Origin of the sequence: Streptomyces sp. NPDC096048 (assembly GCF_044763415.1) — a bacterium.
GTDB lineage: Bacteria > Actinomycetota > Actinomycetes > Streptomycetales > Streptomycetaceae > Streptomyces.
Genome location: NZ_JBIWGG010000003.1, coordinates 608,214 through 626,364 on the forward strand (window position 1 = coordinate 608,214; position 18,151 = coordinate 626,364).

18 protein-coding genes are annotated in these 18,151 nt (G+C 74.4%); 13 read left to right on the top strand and 5 right to left on the bottom strand.

Annotated elements, in window-relative coordinates:
* Positions 1–20 precede the first annotated feature (20 nt).
* From ACIQ6R_RS10660 to eda, 4 genes are all read left to right on the top strand, one after another.
* Entirely contained in the window at positions 21–785 is a 765-nt protein-coding gene (locus tag ACIQ6R_RS10660; protein WP_404220201.1) for a MerR family transcriptional regulator, read from the top strand.
* A complete protein-coding gene (locus ACIQ6R_RS10665; RefSeq protein WP_404220203.1) occupies positions 782–1,414 on the top strand; it encodes a hypothetical protein in 633 nt (210 codons plus the stop codon). The genes ACIQ6R_RS10660 and ACIQ6R_RS10665 overlap by 4 nt, the downstream gene beginning before the upstream one ends.
* 44 nt (positions 1,415–1,458) lie before the next feature.
* The gene (gene yaaA, locus ACIQ6R_RS10670; RefSeq protein ID WP_404220205.1) at positions 1,459–2,241 is read left to right on the top strand and encodes a peroxide stress protein YaaA; all 783 of its coding nucleotides are present in this window, start codon (positions 1,459–1,461) and stop codon (positions 2,239–2,241) included.
* A gap of 73 nt (positions 2,242–2,314) precedes the next feature.
* Positions 2,315–2,974 (top strand): bifunctional 4-hydroxy-2-oxoglutarate aldolase/2-dehydro-3-deoxy-phosphogluconate aldolase, encoded by a 660-nt coding sequence (gene eda / locus ACIQ6R_RS10675; RefSeq protein WP_404220207.1) that lies wholly within the window; start codon positions 2,315–2,317, stop codon positions 2,972–2,974.
* Here eda and ACIQ6R_RS10680 read toward each other — a convergent pair.
* From ACIQ6R_RS10680 to ACIQ6R_RS10690, 3 genes are read right to left on the bottom strand one after another with little or no spacing between them, the layout of a single operon-like run.
* Positions 2,949–4,403 (bottom strand): bifunctional RNase H/acid phosphatase, encoded by a 1,455-nt coding sequence (locus tag ACIQ6R_RS10680; RefSeq protein ID WP_404220322.1) that lies wholly within the window; start codon positions 4,401–4,403, stop codon positions 2,949–2,951. The genes eda and ACIQ6R_RS10680 overlap by 26 nt on opposite strands.
* Positions 4,404–4,449: 46 nt before the next feature.
* Positions 4,450–5,193, bottom strand: coding sequence for a zinc ribbon domain-containing protein (locus tag ACIQ6R_RS10685; protein WP_404175219.1), 744 nt, complete (start codon positions 5,191–5,193; stop codon positions 4,450–4,452).
* The gene (locus ACIQ6R_RS10690) at positions 5,190–6,047 is read right to left on the bottom strand and encodes a Nif3-like dinuclear metal center hexameric protein (protein ID WP_404174763.1); all 858 of its coding nucleotides are present in this window, start codon (positions 6,045–6,047) and stop codon (positions 5,190–5,192) included. The genes ACIQ6R_RS10685 and ACIQ6R_RS10690 overlap by 4 nt, the downstream gene beginning before the upstream one ends.
* Before the next feature lie 198 nt (positions 6,048–6,245).
* Between ACIQ6R_RS10690 and ACIQ6R_RS10695 the strand changes: the two genes are divergently transcribed.
* A complete protein-coding gene (locus tag ACIQ6R_RS10695) occupies positions 6,246–7,421 on the top strand; it encodes a hypothetical protein (protein WP_404220209.1) in 1,176 nt (391 codons plus the stop codon).
* Between the two features lie 97 nt (positions 7,422–7,518).
* Positions 7,519–7,686 carry a hypothetical protein gene (locus ACIQ6R_RS10700; protein WP_404174768.1) on the top strand — a complete coding sequence of 56 codons (168 nt, stop codon included), beginning with the start codon at positions 7,519–7,521 and terminating at the stop codon, positions 7,684–7,686.
* A gap of 107 nt (positions 7,687–7,793) precedes the next feature.
* Here the strand turns inward: ACIQ6R_RS10700 and ACIQ6R_RS10705 are convergent, their stop codons facing one another.
* On the bottom strand, positions 7,794–8,729 hold the full coding sequence (locus tag ACIQ6R_RS10705; protein WP_404220211.1) for a MaoC/PaaZ C-terminal domain-containing protein: 936 nt from the start codon (positions 8,727–8,729) through the stop codon (positions 7,794–7,796).
* Between the two features lie 143 nt (positions 8,730–8,872).
* Here ACIQ6R_RS10705 and ACIQ6R_RS10710 point away from each other — a divergent pair, with 143 nt between their 5' ends.
* The 4 genes from ACIQ6R_RS10710 (at position 8,873) to ACIQ6R_RS10725 (ending at position 12,560) form a co-directional block, all read left to right on the top strand.
* Positions 8,873–9,868, top strand: coding sequence for an ABC transporter ATP-binding protein (locus ACIQ6R_RS10710; RefSeq protein WP_404220213.1), 996 nt, complete (start codon positions 8,873–8,875; stop codon positions 9,866–9,868).
* Complete coding sequence (locus ACIQ6R_RS10715; RefSeq protein WP_404220215.1) at positions 9,865–10,584, top strand: ABC transporter permease; 720 nt, start codon at positions 9,865–9,867, stop codon at positions 10,582–10,584. The genes ACIQ6R_RS10710 and ACIQ6R_RS10715 overlap by 4 nt, the downstream gene beginning before the upstream one ends.
* Positions 10,585–10,664: 80 nt before the next feature.
* Entirely contained in the window at positions 10,665–11,891 is a 1,227-nt protein-coding gene (locus ACIQ6R_RS10720) for a sensor histidine kinase (RefSeq protein WP_404220217.1), read from the top strand.
* Between the two features lie 36 nt (positions 11,892–11,927).
* On the top strand, positions 11,928–12,560 hold the full coding sequence (locus tag ACIQ6R_RS10725) for a response regulator (RefSeq protein ID WP_404174783.1): 633 nt from the start codon (positions 11,928–11,930) through the stop codon (positions 12,558–12,560).
* 180 nt (positions 12,561–12,740) lie between these two features.
* On the opposite strand, the gene ACIQ6R_RS10730 is transcribed toward ACIQ6R_RS10725, so the two are convergent.
* Positions 12,741–14,183, bottom strand: a complete 1,443-nt coding sequence (locus tag ACIQ6R_RS10730) for an MFS transporter (RefSeq protein WP_404174786.1) — start codon at positions 14,181–14,183, stop codon at positions 12,741–12,743.
* A gap of 233 nt (positions 14,184–14,416) precedes the next feature.
* On the opposite strand from ACIQ6R_RS10730, the gene ACIQ6R_RS10735 reads away from it, so the two are divergent.
* The 3 genes from ACIQ6R_RS10735 to ACIQ6R_RS10745 all read left to right on the top strand — a co-directional run bounded on the left by ACIQ6R_RS10735 (position 14,417) and on the right by ACIQ6R_RS10745 (position 18,046).
* Positions 14,417–16,231: an MFS transporter gene (locus tag ACIQ6R_RS10735; protein ID WP_404220219.1), complete on the top strand. Its 1,815-nt coding sequence runs from the start codon at positions 14,417–14,419 to the stop codon at positions 16,229–16,231.
* Between the two features lie 140 nt (positions 16,232–16,371).
* Complete coding sequence (locus tag ACIQ6R_RS10740) at positions 16,372–17,022, top strand: class I SAM-dependent methyltransferase (protein ID WP_404220221.1); 651 nt, start codon at positions 16,372–16,374, stop codon at positions 17,020–17,022.
* Positions 17,023–17,044: 22 nt separating this feature from the next.
* Positions 17,045–18,046 carry an N-acetylmuramoyl-L-alanine amidase gene (locus ACIQ6R_RS10745; protein WP_404220223.1) on the top strand — a complete coding sequence of 334 codons (1,002 nt, stop codon included), beginning with the start codon at positions 17,045–17,047 and terminating at the stop codon, positions 18,044–18,046.
* The last annotated feature ends 105 nt before the right edge of the window (positions 18,047–18,151 follow it).

The window sequence follows — 18,151 nt, forward strand, 5'->3', positions numbered from 1 at the left end:
TCAACGTTTCTACTGAGGCCATGCGGATCGGAGAACTCGCCGACGTCGTCGGCGTCACCACGCGGACCGTGCGGCACTACCACCATCAGGGCCTGCTGCCCGAACCGGAGCGGCTGGCCAACGGCTATCGGACGTACGCCCTGCGGCACGTCGTCGTGCTGGCGCGGATCCGGCGGCTGACCGAGCTGGGGCTCGGGCTGGCGGAGGTGCGGGACGTGCTCGCGGACGAGGCCGGGAAGGACCTGACCGAGGTGCTGGAGGAACTGGACGCGGATCTCGCGCGGCAGGAGGCTGCGATCCGGGAGCGCCGGGTGCGGCTGCGGGCGCTGCTGGAGGCGGAGGGCGGACTGCCGGCCGAGGGGCCGGTCTCGCCGGAGCTGGCCGAGTTGTTCGCCGGGATGGGGGACGTCTCCGACTCGCCGATGGCCCTTCGGGACCGGGAGATGCTGGCGCTCCTGGAGAGCACGATGGCGCCGGAGGACCGCAAGGAGCTGCTGGCCACGCTGCGTGGCGCGCTGGGTTCGCCGGAGGCGATGGCGCGGGCCCACGCCGCCTATGCGCTGCTCGACGAGCTGGCGGACGCCGGCGTCGACGATCCGCGCGTGGCGGAGGCGGCCCGGGTGCTCGCCGACTGCCTGCCGGTGGAACTGCTGCCCGAGGCGGAGGACGGGGTACCGGACTCCGGCGGTGGTTTCCTGGGCGCCCTGTACGCCGATTTCGCGCCCGGACAGGCGGAGGCGATCCGGCAGGCCATGGAGATCGCGTCGAGGAGGCGGCGGTCATGAGGAGCCCGCGCCGCACGAAGGTCTCCCACCTCGCCGCTGTTCCGTCCCTCATGATGCGGCACGAGCTGCGGCTGCTGGCCAGTGTGTGGCTGTGGGCGGCACGGCGGACCCACGGGGCGTCGGCCGGCGGCTCCGTCTTCGGGTACTCGCGGGGGCAGGGCGCGATGATGTTCGGCTTCGGGTTCGTGTGCGTGATCGAGTCCGTGATGATGTCCGTGCTGCTGTGGGACTGGCCCACCGCGCACCACGTGGTGCTGGTGCTGGACGTGTACACCATCGTCTTCGTCATCGGGCTGCACGCCGCGTCCGTGGTCCGTCCGCACGTCCTGGATCCGGGCGGCGGCACGCTGCGGATACGCCGGGCCGTGCACGTCGACCTACGGATACCGCTGGAGCGGATCGCCTCCGTGCACCGCGAGCTGCGGACCACGCACGAGCGGGTGGACGGTGAACTCGATCTCGCCGTCGGGGCCCGGACCTCCGTGACGGTCCGTCTCGCCGAGCCCGTCGCCCACGTCACCTTCTTCGGGCGGCGGCACGAGGTGCACGTCGTGCGCTGCCACGCCGACGACCCCGGCGGTCTCGTACGGGCCGTCGAGCGGGCGCGGGAGGGGCACGCCGTACCCTGACCAGGAGCCCCGGGAGCTTGGGAGCTCGGAGTGAAGGAGTGCGTGTGCTTGTCCTGCTGCCCCCGTCGGAGGGGAAGGCCGCGTCCGGTCGCGGCGCCCCGCTGAAGCCGGAGTCGCTGTCCCTGCCGGGGCTGACCGCGGCCCGGGAGACCGTGCTCGACGAGCTGGTCGAGCTGTGCGCCGGTGACGAGGAGAAGGCGCGCGAGGTGCTCGGGCTGAGCGAGGGGCTGCGCGGCGAGGTCGCCAAGAACACCGAGCTGCGGACGGCGGGGGCGCGTCCGGCCGGGGAGATCTACACCGGTGTGCTGTACGACGCCCTGGACCTGGCCTCGCTGGACCCAGCCGCCAGGAAGCGGGCCGCCCGTTCGCTGCTGGTGTTCTCGGGGCTGTGGGGCGCGGTGCGGGTGACCGACCGGATTCCCTCCTACCGGTGCTCGATGGGCGTGAAGCTCCCCGGACTCGGGGCCCTTGGCGCGTACTGGCGGGCGCCGATGGCCGAGGTGCTGCCCGAGGCGGCCGGGGGCCGGCTGGTGCTGGACCTGCGTTCGTCGGCGTACGCGGCGGCGTGGAAGCCGAAGGGGGAGGTCGCCGGGCGGACGGCGACCGTGCGGGTGCTGCACGCGCCGACCCGCAAGGTGGTCAGCCACTTCAACAAGGCGACCAAGGGGCGGATCGTACGGAGTCTGCTGGCGTCCGGGACCGCGCCCGCGGGGCCCGCGGAGCTGGTGGAGGCGCTGCGGGACCTCGGGTACGAGGTGGAGGCCGAGGCGCCCGCGAAGGCGGGGAAGCCGTGGTCGCTGGACGTGCTGGTGGCGGACATCCACTGAGCGGATCGAAGCATTCGTTGCACGTACCGCAACGGTCATTGCACAGACTGCTCCGCGGCGGCACGATGAAGGCATGAGCTCACCGCTGCCGTCCTCCCCCGCCGCCTCGGTCCTGGACCTCGCCCCTGTCGTGCCCGTCGTGGTCGTCGACGACCTCGCGGACGCCGTGCCGCTCGCCCGGGCGCTCGTCGCCGGTGGGCTGCCCGCGATCGAGGTGACGCTGCGGACGCCGGTCGCCCTCGACGCGATCCGCGCGATCGCCGGTGAGGTGCCGGGGGCGGTGGTGGGCGCGGGCACGGTCATCGCGCCGGGGCAGGTGGGAGACGTCGTGGCGGCCGGGGCGCGGTTCCTGGTGAGCCCCGGGTGGACGGACGCGCTGCTGGAGGCGATGCGGGCGTCCGGGGTGCCGTTCCTGCCGGGGGTGTCGACCACCTCGGAGGTGGTGGCGCTGCTGGAGCGCGGGGTGCGGGAGATGAAGTTCTTCCCGGCCGAGGCCGCGGGCGGCACCGCCTACCTCAAGGCCCTCGCCGCTCCGCTGCCGCAGGCCCGCTTCTGCCCGACCGGCGGCATCACGCCGGGCTCGGCGCCGGAGTACCTGGCGCTGCCCAACGTGGGCTGTGTCGGGGGCAGTTGGATGCTCCCGAAGGACGCGGTGGCCGACCGCGACTGGGGGCGTGTGGAGGCGCTGGCCCGCGAGGCGGCGGGGCTCAGCGCAGGTGGGACGTGTCGTTGAACAGCCGGACGCTGGCGCCGCCGTCCGCGTAGTACGCCACCGCCGACAGCGACGCCGCCGACAGTTCCATGCGGAACAGCGACTCGGGCGGGGCGCCCAGGGCCAGCCGTACGAACGTCTTGATCGGCGTCACGTGGGAGACCAGCAGCACCGTGCGGCCCGCGTAGGCCGAGGCCAGCTTGTCGCGGGTCGCGGCGACCCGCGCGCCGGTCGCCGCGAAGCTCTCGCCGCCGCCGGTCGGCTCCGCGTCCGGGGAGGACAGCCAGGCGTCCAGGTCGTCCGGGTACCGCTCGCGCGCCTCGCCGAAGGTCAGTCCCTCCCAGGCACCGAAGTCGGTCTCCCGCAGACCCTCCTCGACCGTCACCTCCAGGCCCAGGCGGGCGGCGACGATGTCGGCGGTCTCGCGGGTGCGGGCCAGGGGCGAGGCGACGACCGCCTGGATCGTGCCGCGCCGGGCGAGGCTCTCGGCGACCTTCTCGGCCTGCTCCCGGCCGACGGACGACAGGGACGGGTCACTGCCGCCGCTCCCGGAGAACCGCTTCTGCGGGGTGAGGGATGTCTCCCCGTGCCGGAGGAGGACGAAGGTGGCGGGGGCGCCCATGTCGGGCGGCCCCCAGCCGGGCGAGGCCACGCTCTTCGCGGCCCGTACGTCGGCGGCGGCGGCGGTGCCGGTGGCGGGGGCGGTGCCGGCGGCCGCGGTGGCGGCGGAGCGGCGCGGGGCACCCGTGGTGCCGGGGCCGTGGTCCGTCCGTGGCGACGCCACGCTCTTCGCGGCCCGTACGTCGGCGGCGGCCGCAGCGGCGTCGGCGTCGGCGTCGGCGTCAGTGTCAGAGCCGGCGGAGTGGCGGCGACGGCCGGTGGTGGTCTCAGGGTCCGTCCGGGCCGACTGAGCGATGCGTTCGGCCACGGCGGCACCGTCGTCGGCCTCGGGGGCCCCTCGCTCCGCGTCCGCGGCAGCCGCGGCCCGGGCGTCGCGCGCTTCCAGTTCCGCCGTCGACAGGGACGGCGACCACCGCTCGCCGCGCGCCCCCGCGTCCATCGCCTCGTTGGCCAGGCGGTCGGCGTGCTTGTTGCTCGCGCGGGGGATCCACTCGTACGTCACCCGCCCCGGCGGGAAGACGCGCGCCGCCTCGGCCGCCAGCGGCTTCATGCCGGGGTGCTTGATCTTCCAGCGGCCCGACATCTGCTCGACGACGAGCTTGGAGTCCATGCGGACGTGGACGGTCGCGTCCGGGTCCAACTCCTTCGCCGCGTGCAGGCCGGCCAGCAGGCCCCGGTACTCGGCCACGTTGTTCGTGACGACCCCGAGATACTCGGCGGCCTCGACCAGGGTCTCCCCCGTAGCCGCGTCCAGCACCACGGCCCCGTAGCCCGCGGGCCCCGGGTTGCCCCGCGACCCGCCGTCGGCCTCGACGACGAACTCCCGCACCGGACCGGCCGCCGAAGCCGCCACCGAAGCTGCCACCGGACCGGCCCTACAGCCCGGAGTCGGCCGTACGCACCAGGATGCGGCGGCAGTTCTCGCAGCGGACGACCGTGTCGGGCGCCGCCGAGCGGATCTCGCTCAGCTCGGTGATCGCCAGCTCCTGGCGGCATCCCTGGCAGCTGCGCTGGTAGAGCTTGGCCGCACCGACGCCGCCCTGCTGCTCGCGCAGCTTGTCGTAGAGCTTGAGCAGGTCGTCGGGGACCGAGCCCGCGATGACCTCGCGCTCCTTGGTGACCGAGGCCGCGTCGGCGTCCAGCTCCTCGACGGCCGCGTCACGGCGCGCGGCGGCGTCGTCGAGCTTGCCCTGCACCGCGCCGACCCGCTCGGTCAGCTCGGCGACCCGCTCCTGCGCGGACTCGCGGCGCTCCATCACCTCCAGGACGACGTCCTCGAGGTCGCCCTGCCGCTTGGCGAGGGAGGCGATCTCGCGCTGGAGGTTCTCCAGGTCCTTCGGGGAGGTGACGGCGCCCGAGTCCAGGCGCTGCTGGTCGCGGGTGGCGCGCTGGCGCACCTGGTCCACGTCCTGCTCGGCCTTGGTCTGCTCGCGGGCGCAGTCGCTGTCCTCGGTCTGCGCGGCCACGAGCAGGTCGCGCAGCTGGGTGAGGTCCTTGGTCAGCGACTCGATCTCGGCGTGCTCGGGCAGGGACCTGCGCTTGTGCGCGAGCTGCTGGAGCCGCACGTCGAGGCCCTGGACGTCGAGGAGTCGGATCTGGTCGGCGGGCGCGGCTTTCAGTTGGGGGCTCCCATTGTGTCGGAGGTCGGGGCGGACGCCGCGTGGGCGGTCCAGGGGTCGGTGACCGTCTTGGAGACATGGACCCTGAGGTCCCAGCCATGCCGGTCGGAGATCTCGTCGAGCTGGGCGGCACCCAGCTCGCACCAGGGCCACTCGGTGGCCCAGTGCGCCGCGTCGAGCAGCGCGAGGGGACTGTGGGCGCGGGCCTCCGAAACGGGGTGGTGGCGGAGGTCCGCGGTGAGGAACGCGTCGACGCCGGCCGCCCGTACGTGGTCGAAGAGGCTGTCGCCGGAGCCGCCGCTGACGGCGACCGTGCGGACGGTCGCCTCCGGGTCGCCGGCGACGCGGATGCCCTGCGCGGTGGCGGGCAGCCGCTCGGCGGCGCGGGCGGCCAGCTCGCGGACGGTCAGCGGATGCTCCGGTTCGCACACCCGGCCCAGGCCCCGGCGGCCCTCGGGGTCACCCGGGTCCGGCACGAGGGGGCGTACGACGCGGAGGCCGAGGGCGCCGGCCAGCGCGTCGGAGACGCCCGGGTCGGCGGTGTCGGCGTTGGTGTGGGCGACGTGCAGCGCGATGTCGTTCTTGATGAGCGTGTGCACCACGCGGCCCTTGAAGGTGGAGGCCGCGACCGTCGTCGTCCCGCGCAGGTACAGCGGGTGGTGGGTGACGAGCAGGTCGGCGCCCAGCTTCACCGCCTCGTCGACGATCTCCTGGACCGGGTCGACGGCGAACAGGACCCGGGAGACCTCCTGGTCGGGCTCGCCCACGACGGTGCCGACCGCGTCCCAGGACTCGGCCCGCTCGGCGGGCCACAGGTTCTCCAACGCGGCGATGACTTCTGACAGACGGGGCACGTAGGCAAGGCTACCTGGCTGATCTGTGCCGTTGTACCCGCAGCGGGCCCCCGCCGCCGCCGCGCTCCGGCACAGCACACATCCTGCCCTCCCCTCAGGCGAATCGTTCCTGTGCCACACGTACGTGTGATGGGTACGACGGCCGGTCCCCCGCCCGTGCGTACGAAAACTAGCTTCGTCGCCGGAGGTGACCGAACGATGACAGCCTGTGCGATCGAGCCTTCGGCGGAACCCGGGAACGGCGGCCCCCCGCGGGCGGGCTGCACCATCACCGCGGAGGGCGCCTACGCCGCGCGACTCGCCCTGAGCGGGGACTCCTGGTACCCGGAGCGCTGGACCCTGGACGGCCCCGAGCCGTACACGGTGCCGCTGCCCGGCAACCAGCCGGAGGAGCCCGGCACCGAGGTGCAGCCGATGGGCGACGGGCGGGTCCTGGTCCACCGCGTCGCGGCCGGACGGCACGTCTTCGCGCTGCTGTACCCGACCGGGCCCGGCACCGGAGAGCTGCCGCTCGGCGCGGTCGAGTGCCCCGAGGACACCACCGTGCTGCGGCTGCTGCCGCCGGTCCCGGGCGGTGAGCGGGCGTACGCCCTCGCCGCCGGCCCGCGTGCGACGGTGCTGTGGCAGGTCGCGGGCGGTGCCCGCGGGCCGGAGCGGGTCGCCGAGATCCCCGGCCGCTGCTCGGGCGGGGCCTGGCTGGACCACACGGGCCGGATACTGGCCGTGGACCGGGAGACCGGCGGCCGCACCAAGGCGGTCGTGGTGGATCTGGAGCGGGACGGCGCGGTGTCGCCGCTGCTGCAGATCGCCGCGGACAGCGACGACCGGATACTGCTGGCCGATCCGGACAGCGGGCTGGTGCTGATCCGCTCGGACGCGCCCTCGCCGGGGCGGGAACGGCTCGGGTGGGGGGTGCTGGGCAGCACGCTGCCGGTGCGCTTCCCGGAGTGTCTGCGACTGCCGGACTGCGTCGTGACGCCGTTCGCGATCCAGCCCGGACAGGCGCTGACGCCGGAGCGCTGCGCGGTGGCACTGCGCGTGGACGGCGCGTTCGGCAGCTGGCTCGGGGTGTGGCGGCCCGCCGAGCGGCGGGTGCGTCATTTTCCGGCCCCCGAGGGGTGGTTGACGGGCGCGGGGCTGTGGACCGCGGACGGGGAGCTGCGACTGCCGTGCTCCACCCCGCGGTTGCCGTGCGGCGTGGCGCGGCTGAGCGCACGGGACGCGGGCGGCGAGCGGGCGGAGGGCGCGCGGGATGCGGAGGAATCGGCTCCGGGCGAGCCCGGCGAACCCGGCGAAACGGATGCTCCGACGCCCGCTCCGCGGCGCCCCGTACCCCTGCAACAGGCCCCGCTGGCACGGCTTGTAACGAAGTAGTGCCGGTTGGCGTGGCCGCCTGGATCCGGGCCGAGGTGTGCCGGTTACACTCGCCCGGCTGTAGGAAAGATCATGTTGACGGGGTGAATTCCTTCCGATGAACGACGCCAGCACGACCCAGCCGATGCAGGCCGACGGTGCCGACGTTCGCGAGACCGGCACCGGCCACGGCCGGCACCGAGGACCGGTCTCCATTCAGGACGGCGCGGCGACTCCACGGGGCCGCCACCGCAAGCCGGCCGAGGAGTCCGAATCGGCGGCCTGACGGCACGTCGAGAGGCAAGGCGCAGGCACAGGCACACGCACACGAAGTAAGCAGCAGGCAAGCGGCTCCGGCCCCGTTCGTCACCGCGACGGACGGGGCCGTTGTCGTCATCCGTACCGGACGACGGTGTCGGCGAGGACGGAGGCGTCGTCCCTCTCGACGGCACTCACGGCCACCCGCACCGAGCCGCCGCGGTCCGGCACCGAGCCCCCACCGTCCACCGAGCCGCCACGGTCCGGCGCCGAGCCCCCGCCGTCCGCCACCGCGGGCCGCCACATGCGCACCCGCAGCGTCTCCCCCGGGTACACGACCCCGGCGAACCGCGTGCGGTACTCGCGCACCCGGGTCACGTCACCGTCCAGCAGCGTGTCGACGACCGACTCGAGCGTGCCGCCGTAGGTGCACAGCCCGTGCAGGACGGGCCGGTCGAAGCCGGCGCGCGCCGCGAACTCCGGGTCGGCGTGGAGCGGGTTCCAGTCGCCGGAGAGCCGGTAGAGCAGGGCCTGGTCCTCGCGTGAGGGGCGCTCGACGACGTGGTCGGGCGGCTCGGCGGGCGGCGGCGCCGGGCGCCCGGACGGTCCCCGCGCACCGCCCCACCCGCCCTCTCCGCGTACGAAGATCTCGGCCTCGTCGGTCCACAGCGGCCCGTCCGCGTCGGTGACCTCGGTGCGCAGGACGAGGACGGCCGCCGTGCCCTTGTCGTACACGGCGACGATGCGGGAGGCGGCGCTCGCCCGCCCCCGCGCCGGGACGGTCCGGTGCAGGCGCAGATGCTGTCCGCCGTGCAGCACGTGGGCGAGGTCGACGTCGATGCCGGGCATGGACAGGCCGCCGATGACACCCGGGGGGCCGCCGCCCGCGACCGTCGCGAAGCTCGGCAGGACGCGCAGCCGGGACTTTGGGGTGTAGCGCGGCTCGCGGGGGTCGGTGGCGGGCGGACCGGCGCCGATACCGAGGTGATAGAGCTGGACGTCCGTGTGGCCCCAGGCGATCTCGCGGACGCGGGGTGCGGCGGCGAGCGCCTCGGCTGCGTCGATGGGCATGACTTTCCCCCGGTACCGGAACCGTGCGAAACCATGGACAGCCACGACCGTACGGGACGCCGCCCGTCCAGGACATTTGTCCCGCCGAACTCCGGACAACCGCATCTGCCGCCCGTCCCCGCCCGCTCCGTAGCGTCGCCCGTATGCCACCGAACGCACCGCCCACGACCACGACCGCACCGACCGGGACCGCACCGACCGGGACCGCAGCGCCCACGACCGCACCCCGCACCGCTCCCGCCGTCTGCCTCGCCGGAGCGGCCAAGGCGTACGGCGACGTCCGCGCCGTCGACGGCGTGGACCTGGAGATCGCGCGCGGCGAGACGGTCGCGCTGCTGGGACGCAACGGCGCGGGCAAGTCGACGGCGATCGCGCTGCTTCTCGGGCTGTGCCCGCCCGACGAGGGCAGCGTGGAGCTGTTCGGCGGGCCGCCCGGGCGGGCCGTACGCGCCGGCCGGGTGGGGGCCATGCTCCAGGAGGCACGGGCGGTCCCCCGGGTCACCGTGGGCGAGCTGGTCGCCTTCGTGGCCGGACGTTATCCGGCGCCGATGCCCGTCGAGCGGGCCCTGGAGCTGGCCGGCCTCGCCGGGCTGGCCGGGCGGCGCGTGGACCGGCTGTCCGGCGGACAGACCCAGCGCGTACGGTTCGCGGTCGCGCTGGCCGGCAACCCGGACCTGCTCGTCCTGGACGAACCCACGGCGGCCCTGGACGTGGAGGCCCGGCACACCTTCTGGAAGTCGATGCGGGCGTACGCCCGGCGCGGCAGCACGGTCCTCTTCTCGACCCACTATCTGGAGGAGGCCGACGCGCACGCCGACCGGATCCTGGTCGTCGACCGGGGACGGATCGTCGCGGACGGCACGGGCGACGAACTGCGCCGGGCGGCGGGGGGCGCCCGCGTCTCCTTCGACCTGGCCGGCCGGTCCACCGGAAACCTGACGCTGCTGCCCGGCGTGCGCGCGCTGGAGGTGCGGGGGGACCGCGCGCTGCTGCGTACCGAGGACTCCGACGCGACCGTCGTCGCCCTCGCGGAACTCGGCGCGGTACGCGGCCTGGAGGTGGTCCCGGCGTCCCTGGACGACGCGTTCCTGGCGCTGACGACGGTGGCGACGACCGCGGCGAGGGAGACCGTGCGATGAGGGACTATCTGCGGCTGGAGACGCGCCGTACGCTGCGCGACCCCGGCTTCGTCGTGGGCGGTGTCGCCATGCCCGTCCTCATGTACCTGCTCTTCACCAACCTCGGGGACGGTGACTCGGGCGGCTGGAAGACCGGCGCGATGGTCGGCATGGCCGCCTACGGCGCGGTCGGCTCGGCCCTCAACACCGGCGGCGGCGTCGCCGAGGACCGGGCGATCGGCTGGCTGCGGCAGCTGAGGGTGACCCCGATGCCCCCGCACCAGGTGGTGGTGGGCCGCGCCCTGACCGCGTCGGTCACCGTGCTTCCCGCCATCGCGGCCGTACTCGCCGCGGGCGGCCTGGTCAACGGCGTACGGCTGGACGCCTGGCAGTGGGCGGCGCTGGCGCTGCTGCTCTGGCTGGGATCGATCCCCTTCACCCTGCTCGGCCTGGGCAACGGCTACCGGCTGACCGGTCAGACCACCGGCGTGGCCAACATGGTGGCCAACCTGGGCCTGGCGGTCCTCGGCGGCCTGTGGTTCCCGCTCGCGCTGTTCCCTGAGTGGCTGCGCGCGGTCTCGGCGTACACCCCGACCAACCGCTTCGCGGAGCTGGGCACGTCGGTCGCCACGGGGCACGCGCCGCCCCCGGGTGCGATTCTCGTACTGGCGGCGTGGCTGCTGGCGTTCGGGGCGTACGCCGTCCTGTCCTACCGACGCGGCGCGGGAAACGACTGAGTGAGACGGCCGGGAAACGAGAGACGAGAAACGAAAGCGGAAGCGGAAGCGGAAGCGGAAGCGGAAAGGGGCCGACGGCCATGACCCGGACACGAGGGCGGCTGCGCGGGATCTCGTGCCGCCTGGACGCGTGGCGACTGGCACGGCGGTCCGCACCGTCCGAGGCCGGCGAGCGACCGGAACGGATCGGGCCGCCGCCCACCGGCTTCACGCTCCTGCCCTGGCTGCTGATGGGTCTGGGCAGCCTCGCGAACATCTTCCAGGGCCGCACCTCCAACCCCTGGATCGGCGGGCTCGGCCTGCTCGTCTTCAACTCGCTCTACATCTACGTGGCCATGCGCTCCTTCGACGAGGAGCGGCGCCAGTCGCCCTCCACGCGGGCGGCGCTCGCCGTCATGGCCCTGGTGACGTGCGGTCTGTCGCTGGCGTACGGGGGCAACTGGCTGCTGTTCTTCCCGCTGCTCGGGCTGGCCGCGGGGGCGGCGCTGCGCGGCCGGTGGCTGGGCCGGTGGGGCTGGTCGCTGGCGGCGCTGGCGGGTGCCGTGGCCGGCTTCAAGGACGGCTGGAACGGCCTCAACATCGCCTACGGGACCTTCCTGTCGACGATGGTGACGGCCGCGATCCTCAGCCTGTCCGACGCCGTACGGCAACTGCGCGCCGCCCGTGAGGAACTGGCCACCCGCGCGGTGGCGGAGGAGCGGCTGCGCTTCTCCCGCGACCTGCACGATCTGCTCGGGCACACGCTGTCGGTGATCGTGGTCAAGTCGGAGGCGGCCCGGCGGCTGGCCCCCCGCGACCTGGACGCGACGCTGACCCAGATCACCGACATCGAGTCGGTCGGCCGCCAGGCGCTGACCGAGGTCCGCGAGGCGGTCACGGGCTACCGCGAGGACAGCCTCGGCACCGAGCTGGACCGGGCCCGCTCGGCGCTGACCGCGGCGGACGTGGAGCCGGTGGTGCGCCGCTCCGGCCCGCCGCTGCCGCCGCAGACCGAGGCGCTGCTGGGGTGGGTGGTGCGGGAGGCGGTCACCAACGTCGTGCGGCACAGCGGGGCGAGCCGCTGCGAGATCGCGGTGTCGGGCGGCACGGAACGGGTCCGGCTGACGGTCACGGACAACGGCACGGGCGGCGACGGCCCCGCCCCGGGGCCGGGCACGGGCCTGACCGGCCTGACGGAACGCCTGGCCTCGGCCGGGGGCTCACTGAGCGCGGGTGCGGCGGCCCGGGGCGGCTTCGCGGTGACGGCGGAACTGCCGGTGGCGGCGCAGGGGGCCGCGCCGGTGGGAGTGGTGGGGGCGTCGGCATAGCGGGCGTGCCCGCGTTCGGCCCCTAATCTGACCCCCGTGACCGACGAGACTCCCCGCGCCCGTCCCATCCGTGTCCTCCTCGCCGAGGACCAGGGCATGATGCGCGGGGCGCTCGCGCTGCTGCTCGGGATGGAGGACGACATCGAGGTGGTGGCGCAGGTGGCGGCCGGGGACGAGATCGTCGGCGCCGCGCTCGCGCACCGCCCGGACGTCGCCCTCCTGGACATCGAGCTGCCGGGCCGGAGCGGCCTGGACGCCGCCGCCGAGCTGCGTGAGCGGGCGCCCGGGTGCCGGGTGCTGATCCTGACCACGTTCGGCCGCCCCGGGTACCTCCGGCGGGCCATGGAGGCGGGCGCCGCCGGTTTCCTGGTGAAGGACGGTCCCGTGGAGGAGCTGGCCGGCACGATCCGCCGGGTGCTGGACGGCGAGACGGTCGTCGACCCCGCGCTCGCCGCCGCCGCGCTCAGTGCGGGCCCCAGCCCGCTCACCGCCCGTGAGTGCGACGTCCTCAGGGCGTCCGCGGACGGCGCGACCGTCGCCGACATCGCCGCGGCCCTGCACCTCTCCGAGTCCACGGTCCGCAACTACCTCTCCGCGGCCATCGGCAAGACCGCCACCCGCAACCGCACGGAGGCGCTCCGCGAGGCCCGGCGGCAGGGGTGGCTCTGAGGCGGCTGCCGGCCGGTGCGGGCGGGCGGGCGATCCGGGCGGGCGGGGTGGATCCGGTGCGTGCGGGGTGGATCCGGGCGGCCCGCGGCTACCCCGTGATCCCTGCGGGCGGGGTGGATCCGGGCGGCCCGCGGCTACCCCGTGATCCCTGCGGGCGGGGTGGATCGGAGCGGCCCGCGGCTACCCCTGTGGCCCGCGCTTCGTCCGTTCACCCGCCGGCAGCCACACCCGCATCAGCACCGCCCCGGCGACCAGCACCACCGCCGCCGTACGGAACACCAGCGCGTACCCGTCCGTCAGCTGCACCGGCCCGGCGTCCTCTCCCCCGGCCCGGGCCGCCGCGATCGTCGACATCACGGCGAGTCCCAGCGAACCGCCCATGGTCCGGGAGGTGTTGATCAGCCCGGAGACCAGTCCGGCGTCCCCGGCCGCCGCGCCCGAGATGGCCAGCGACGCCAGCGGGGTCGCCGCCAGCCCGGCGCCCAGCATCATCAGCACCCCGGGAATCATGATCGCGGTCACGTACCCGCCGTCCGCGGTCATCGTCGACTGCCAGCCGAAGCCGACCGCCGCCACGAGCGTGCCCAGCACGGCCACGTTCCGCGCCCCGATCCTCGGCATGAACCGCGGCGCCGCCTTCGAACCGAGAACGACCGCCAGCGAGCTGGGCACGAGGGCGAGACCGGCCTCCAGCGGGGAGTAGCCCAGCACGTTCTGCGCGTACAGCGTCATGAAGAACCACATGGCGAACATCGACGAGCCGGACACCAGCATCGCCACGTTCGCCGACGCCACCGACCGCAACCGCAGCAGCCCGAGCGGCATCAGCGGCGCCGCCGTCCGTGCCTCGACGAGGAGGAACAGCGCGAGCAGCGCGAGCCCGGCGAACAGCGGCACGAGCGTCGCCGTCGCGGCCCACCCCTCGGACTCGGTCTGCGAGATGCCGTAGGCCAGGGTGGCCAGACCGGCGGTGACCAGGAGCGCGCCGGGCAGGTCGAGGCGCCGTCGTTCACCGGCCCGGCTCTCGGTCAGCCACAGCAGGGCGCCGGCCAGCACCACCGCGCCCACCGGCACGTTGATCAGCAGTACCCAGCGCCACGACAGCCCGTCCACCAGTACGCCGCCCACCAGGCCGCCCGCGGCTCCGCCGCCCGCTCCCACGGCGGTCCAGGTCGCGATCGCCCGGGCCCGCGCCGCGCCCTCCGGCACCGCCGCGGTCAGGATGGTCAGCGTCGAGGGCGCGAGTACCGCCGCCCCCAGTCCCTGCACGGCCCGCGCGGCCAGCAGCTGCCAGCCCTCCTGGGCGAGGCCGCCGCCCAGCGAGGCCAGCGTGAACAGTCCGAGCCCGACCAGGAACATCCGCTTGCGCCCGTACAGGTCGCCGGCCCGACCGCCGAGCAGCATGAAGCCCGCGAAGGCGATGGCGTAGGCGTTGACCACCCACTGGAGTCCCTGCGCGCTCAGTCCGAGGTCGGCCCGCATCGACGGCAGGGCGACGTTGACGACGGACACGTCGAGCACGACCAGGAACTGTCCGGCGCACGCGAGCGCCACGACCAGCCAGGTGGGTGGCGTGCGGCGCGGGGATATTCGGGCGGTGGTGGTGCCGGTGGCTTCGAGCATGGGTGTCATGGTCTCAACCCGGGCGTGCCCCTTGCATCGGTATTTGGTCGCCGGACCGTCCTAGGTCCCGGGACCTAGCCGGCCGGAGCCCAGCCGGCCGGCCGCCGCCCCAAGGAAAGGTCAAGAATTCGTTAGGGGCTCGAAACAACGGAATAGTTGCCCAGGCGCACGAGGTTCAGCCTGCACACATCCCCATCGCACCCGCCGGCTCCCCGGCCTGGAGGCCTCACCCCATGTCCCACACGACGACCGACGAACCCGCCCGGAAGGCGAGCGGGGCCACCGTCCCGGTGCTCGCCTTCGCGGGCATCGTCGTCGCGGTGATGCAGACCCTGCTCGTCCCGGTCATCAAGGACCTGCCCCGACTCCTGGACACCACGCCCGGCAACGCCACCTGGGTACTGACCTCTACGCTCCTGTCCGGAGCCGTCGCCACGCCGATCATGGGCCGGCTCGGCGACCTCTTCGGCAAGCGCCGCATGCTGATCGCCAGCCTGTCGGTGATGGTGGCGGGCGCGCTGCTCAGCGCGTTCACCGACGCCCTGGTCCCGATGATCGTCGGCCGTACCCTCCAGGGCTTCGCGATGGGCGCGATACCCCTCGGCATCGGCCTGATGCGCGACATGCTGCCCCGCGAGCGGCTCGGCTCGGCGATGGCGCTGATGAGCTCCTCGATCGGCGTCGGCGGCGGCCTGGCGCTGCCCGCCGCGGCCCTGGTCGCGCAGCACACCGACTGGCACGCCCTGTTCTACGGCGCCGCCGGCCTCGGCGTCCTCGCCATCGCCCTGACCCTCGCCGTCGTACCGGAGTCACCGCTGCGCGCCAAGGGCTCCTTCGACCTGCCGGGCGCGCTCGGGCTGGCGGCCGGCCTCGTCCTCTTCCTCCTGCCGATCACCAAGGGCAGCGACTGGGGCTGGTCTTCGCCGACCACGCTCGGCCTGTTCGCCGCCGCCGTCGTGGTGCTCCTCCTGTGGGGCCTGATGGAGCTTCGCCTCGCGGCCCCGCTGGTCGACCTGCGCACCACGGCCCGCCGCGAGGTACTGCTCACCAACCTCGCCTCGATCATGGTCGGCGTCTCCTTCTACGTCATCTCACTCGTCCTGCCGCAGCTCCTCCAGCTGCCCTCCGAGACCGGCTACGGCCTCGGGCAGTCGATGGTCGTCGCGGGCCTGTGCGTGGCGCCGCTGGGCCTGACGATGATGTTCACCGCGCCGGTGTACGCCCGCCTGTCCGCCCGCTACGGCCCGCGCACCACCCTGATCCTCGGCCTGGTGATCATCGGGACCGGCTACGCCGGCGGCCTCGGCCTGATGAGCGCCGCCTGGCAGACCGTCGTCACCTCGGTGCTGATCGGCGCGGGCATCGGCCTCGCCTACTCCTCCCTGCCCGCGCTGATCATCGGCGCGGTCCCGGCCTCGGAGACGGGCGCGGCCAACGGCCTCAACACCCTGATGCGGTCCATCGGCACGTCGGTGTCGAGTGCCGTCATCGGCATGGTGCTCGCCAACACGGCGAACGACGTCGGCGGTGTCGCCGTCCCCACCATGCACGGCTTCCGCGTCTCCTTCCTGATCGCCACCGCGGCGGTCGCCGTCGGCCTGGCGCTGGCCTTCTTCCTCCCCCACCGCCGCCCGGCGACGACCACGCAGCTGCGCGCGAGCAGTGAGGAGGACGCGAACCTGGCCCGCGCCGAGCAGGCACTGGCCGGGGCGAGCGTGCCCGGCGAGGGCGTGGCCGGGGAGGGCGTGGCCCGGGAGGGCGCGTCCGGTGAGGCACCGCGCGGATTCCGCGGCCGGGTGCTGGCCGCCGACGGGGCACCCGTCGCCCGTGCCAAGGTCACGCTGATCGACCGGCACGGCCGCCAGGCGGGCGCGACCCTGTCCGCCGGCGACGGCAGCTACGCCCTCGCCGTCCCCGCCGAGGGCCCGTACGTCCTGGCCGCCCGTGCCGCCGGACACGGCCCGCTCGCCCACTCGGCCACCCACACCGGCGGCGACCGTCCGGTCGACCTGGACCTGGCCCTGCCGGGCGAGACGGTCTCCGCCTGACCCGTACCGTCCCTGCTCCCGCACCCCCTGTCGCACCGCGCGACGGGGGGTGCGGCAGCATGGGGGCCGACCCACCGGCACCACCCGCACCACCGGCACACCCGCGCACCCCGCACACCCGCACCACCGAAAGGACCCTCATGTCCGCGGCACCCACCCCCGACGTCCTCGCCGCCTTCGAGGCCGCGAAGGGGTTCATGCCCGCGCACGAGGGCCTCGCCCTGTACGCGGCGGCCGTGGAGGCGGGCGGTCTCGGGCTGCCGCTGCTGGAGGTCGGCACGTACTGCGGCCGCTCGACGGTCCTGCTCGCCGACGCGGCCCGCCGGGCCGGGGTCGCCGCGCTCACCGTGGACCACCACCGGGGCAGCGAGGAGCAGCAGCCGGGCTGGGAGTACCACGACCCCGAGACGGTCGACCCCGAACTCGGCGTGATGGACACCCTCCCCGCCTTCCGCCGCACCCTCCACCGGGCCGGCCTGGAGGAGCACGTGGTGGCCCTCGTCGGCCGCTCGCCCCAGGTCGCGGCGGTCTGGAACGCGCCCCTCGGCCTCGTCTTCGTCGACGGCGGCCACACCGACGAGCACGCGAACGCCGACTACGAGGGCTGGGCGCCGCACGTGGCCGACGGCGGCCTCCTGGTCATCCACGACGTCTTCCCGGACCCGGCCGACGAGTTCACCGGCCAGGCCCCGTACCGCGTCTACCTCAGGGCACTCGCGTCCGGCGCGTTCACCGAGGTCTCCGTGACCGACTCGCTGCGCGTCCTGCGGCGAACGGGCGCGGGGATCTGAGGGCGCGGTCTAGAGTCGCTGCGTGTCGTACACAGGCCCGGACTTCGATCCTCCCCAGCCCCGCCGTTCCCCGCTGCGCCGCCCGCTGACCGTGGCGATCGCCGCGCTCGTGCCCGGGGCGCTGCTCGGGTGGGGGGTGTACGCGGCGGTCGGCGGCTCGGACGACGGTGGCGGCGGGGGCGGGAGCGGTGCGGACCGCGCGGGTGGCGTGCGGACGTCGCAGGCGCCGTCCTCCAGTGGTCCCGCGTCCCCCACCGACGACGCCAAGAGGCCCACCGACGCCTCCCCTTCCGCCACGGCGGGGAAGCCGTCCGCGTCCCCGTCGAAGTCCGCGCCCGCCGCGGCGTCCGGCCCCCTCAAGGGCAAGGTCGTGGTCATCGACCCGGGTCACAACCCGGGCAACTTCCAGCACGCCTCCGAGATCAACCGCAAGGTGAACGTCGGCACGCACTGGAAGGAGTGCGACACGACGGGCACGGCCACCAACGCGGGCTGGCCCGAGGCGAAGTTCACGCTCGACGTGGCCCACCGGCTGCGCACGCTCCTGGAGGAGCAGGGCGCCACCGTGAAACTGACGCAGGACGACGACCGTCCGTTCGGGCCCTGCGTGGACGAGCGGGCCCGGATCGGCAACGAGGCGGAGGCCGACGCCGCGATCTCGATCCACGCCGACGGATCGGGCACCGGCAACCGCGGCTTCCACGTGATCCTGCCGGGGTCGGTGCGGGACGGCGCCGCCGACACCCGGGCCATCGTCGGCCCGTCCGCCGAGCTGGGGCAGCGCATCGCGGGCAACTTCGTCCGCGCCACGGGCAGCGCGCCCTCCAACTACGTCGGTGGCGGCACCGGTCTCGTCACGCGCACGGACCTGGGCGGTCTCAATCTGTCAACGGTTCCCAAGGTGTTCATCGAGTGCGGCAATATGCGCGATAGCAAGGACGCGGCGCTGCTGACCAGTGGCGCCTGGCGGCAGAAAGCGGCGCAAGGGATGTCTGAGGGAATCGTGAGTTTCCTGCGCGGGTAGCGATCAGCGCGCTGATCCCTGCGGACAGCCTCGATGTGCGGACGATAGTGTCGTCCGTACGATGAGGGGCCACCCCCGCGCTTCACTCCGGAACCTGACGGCGAC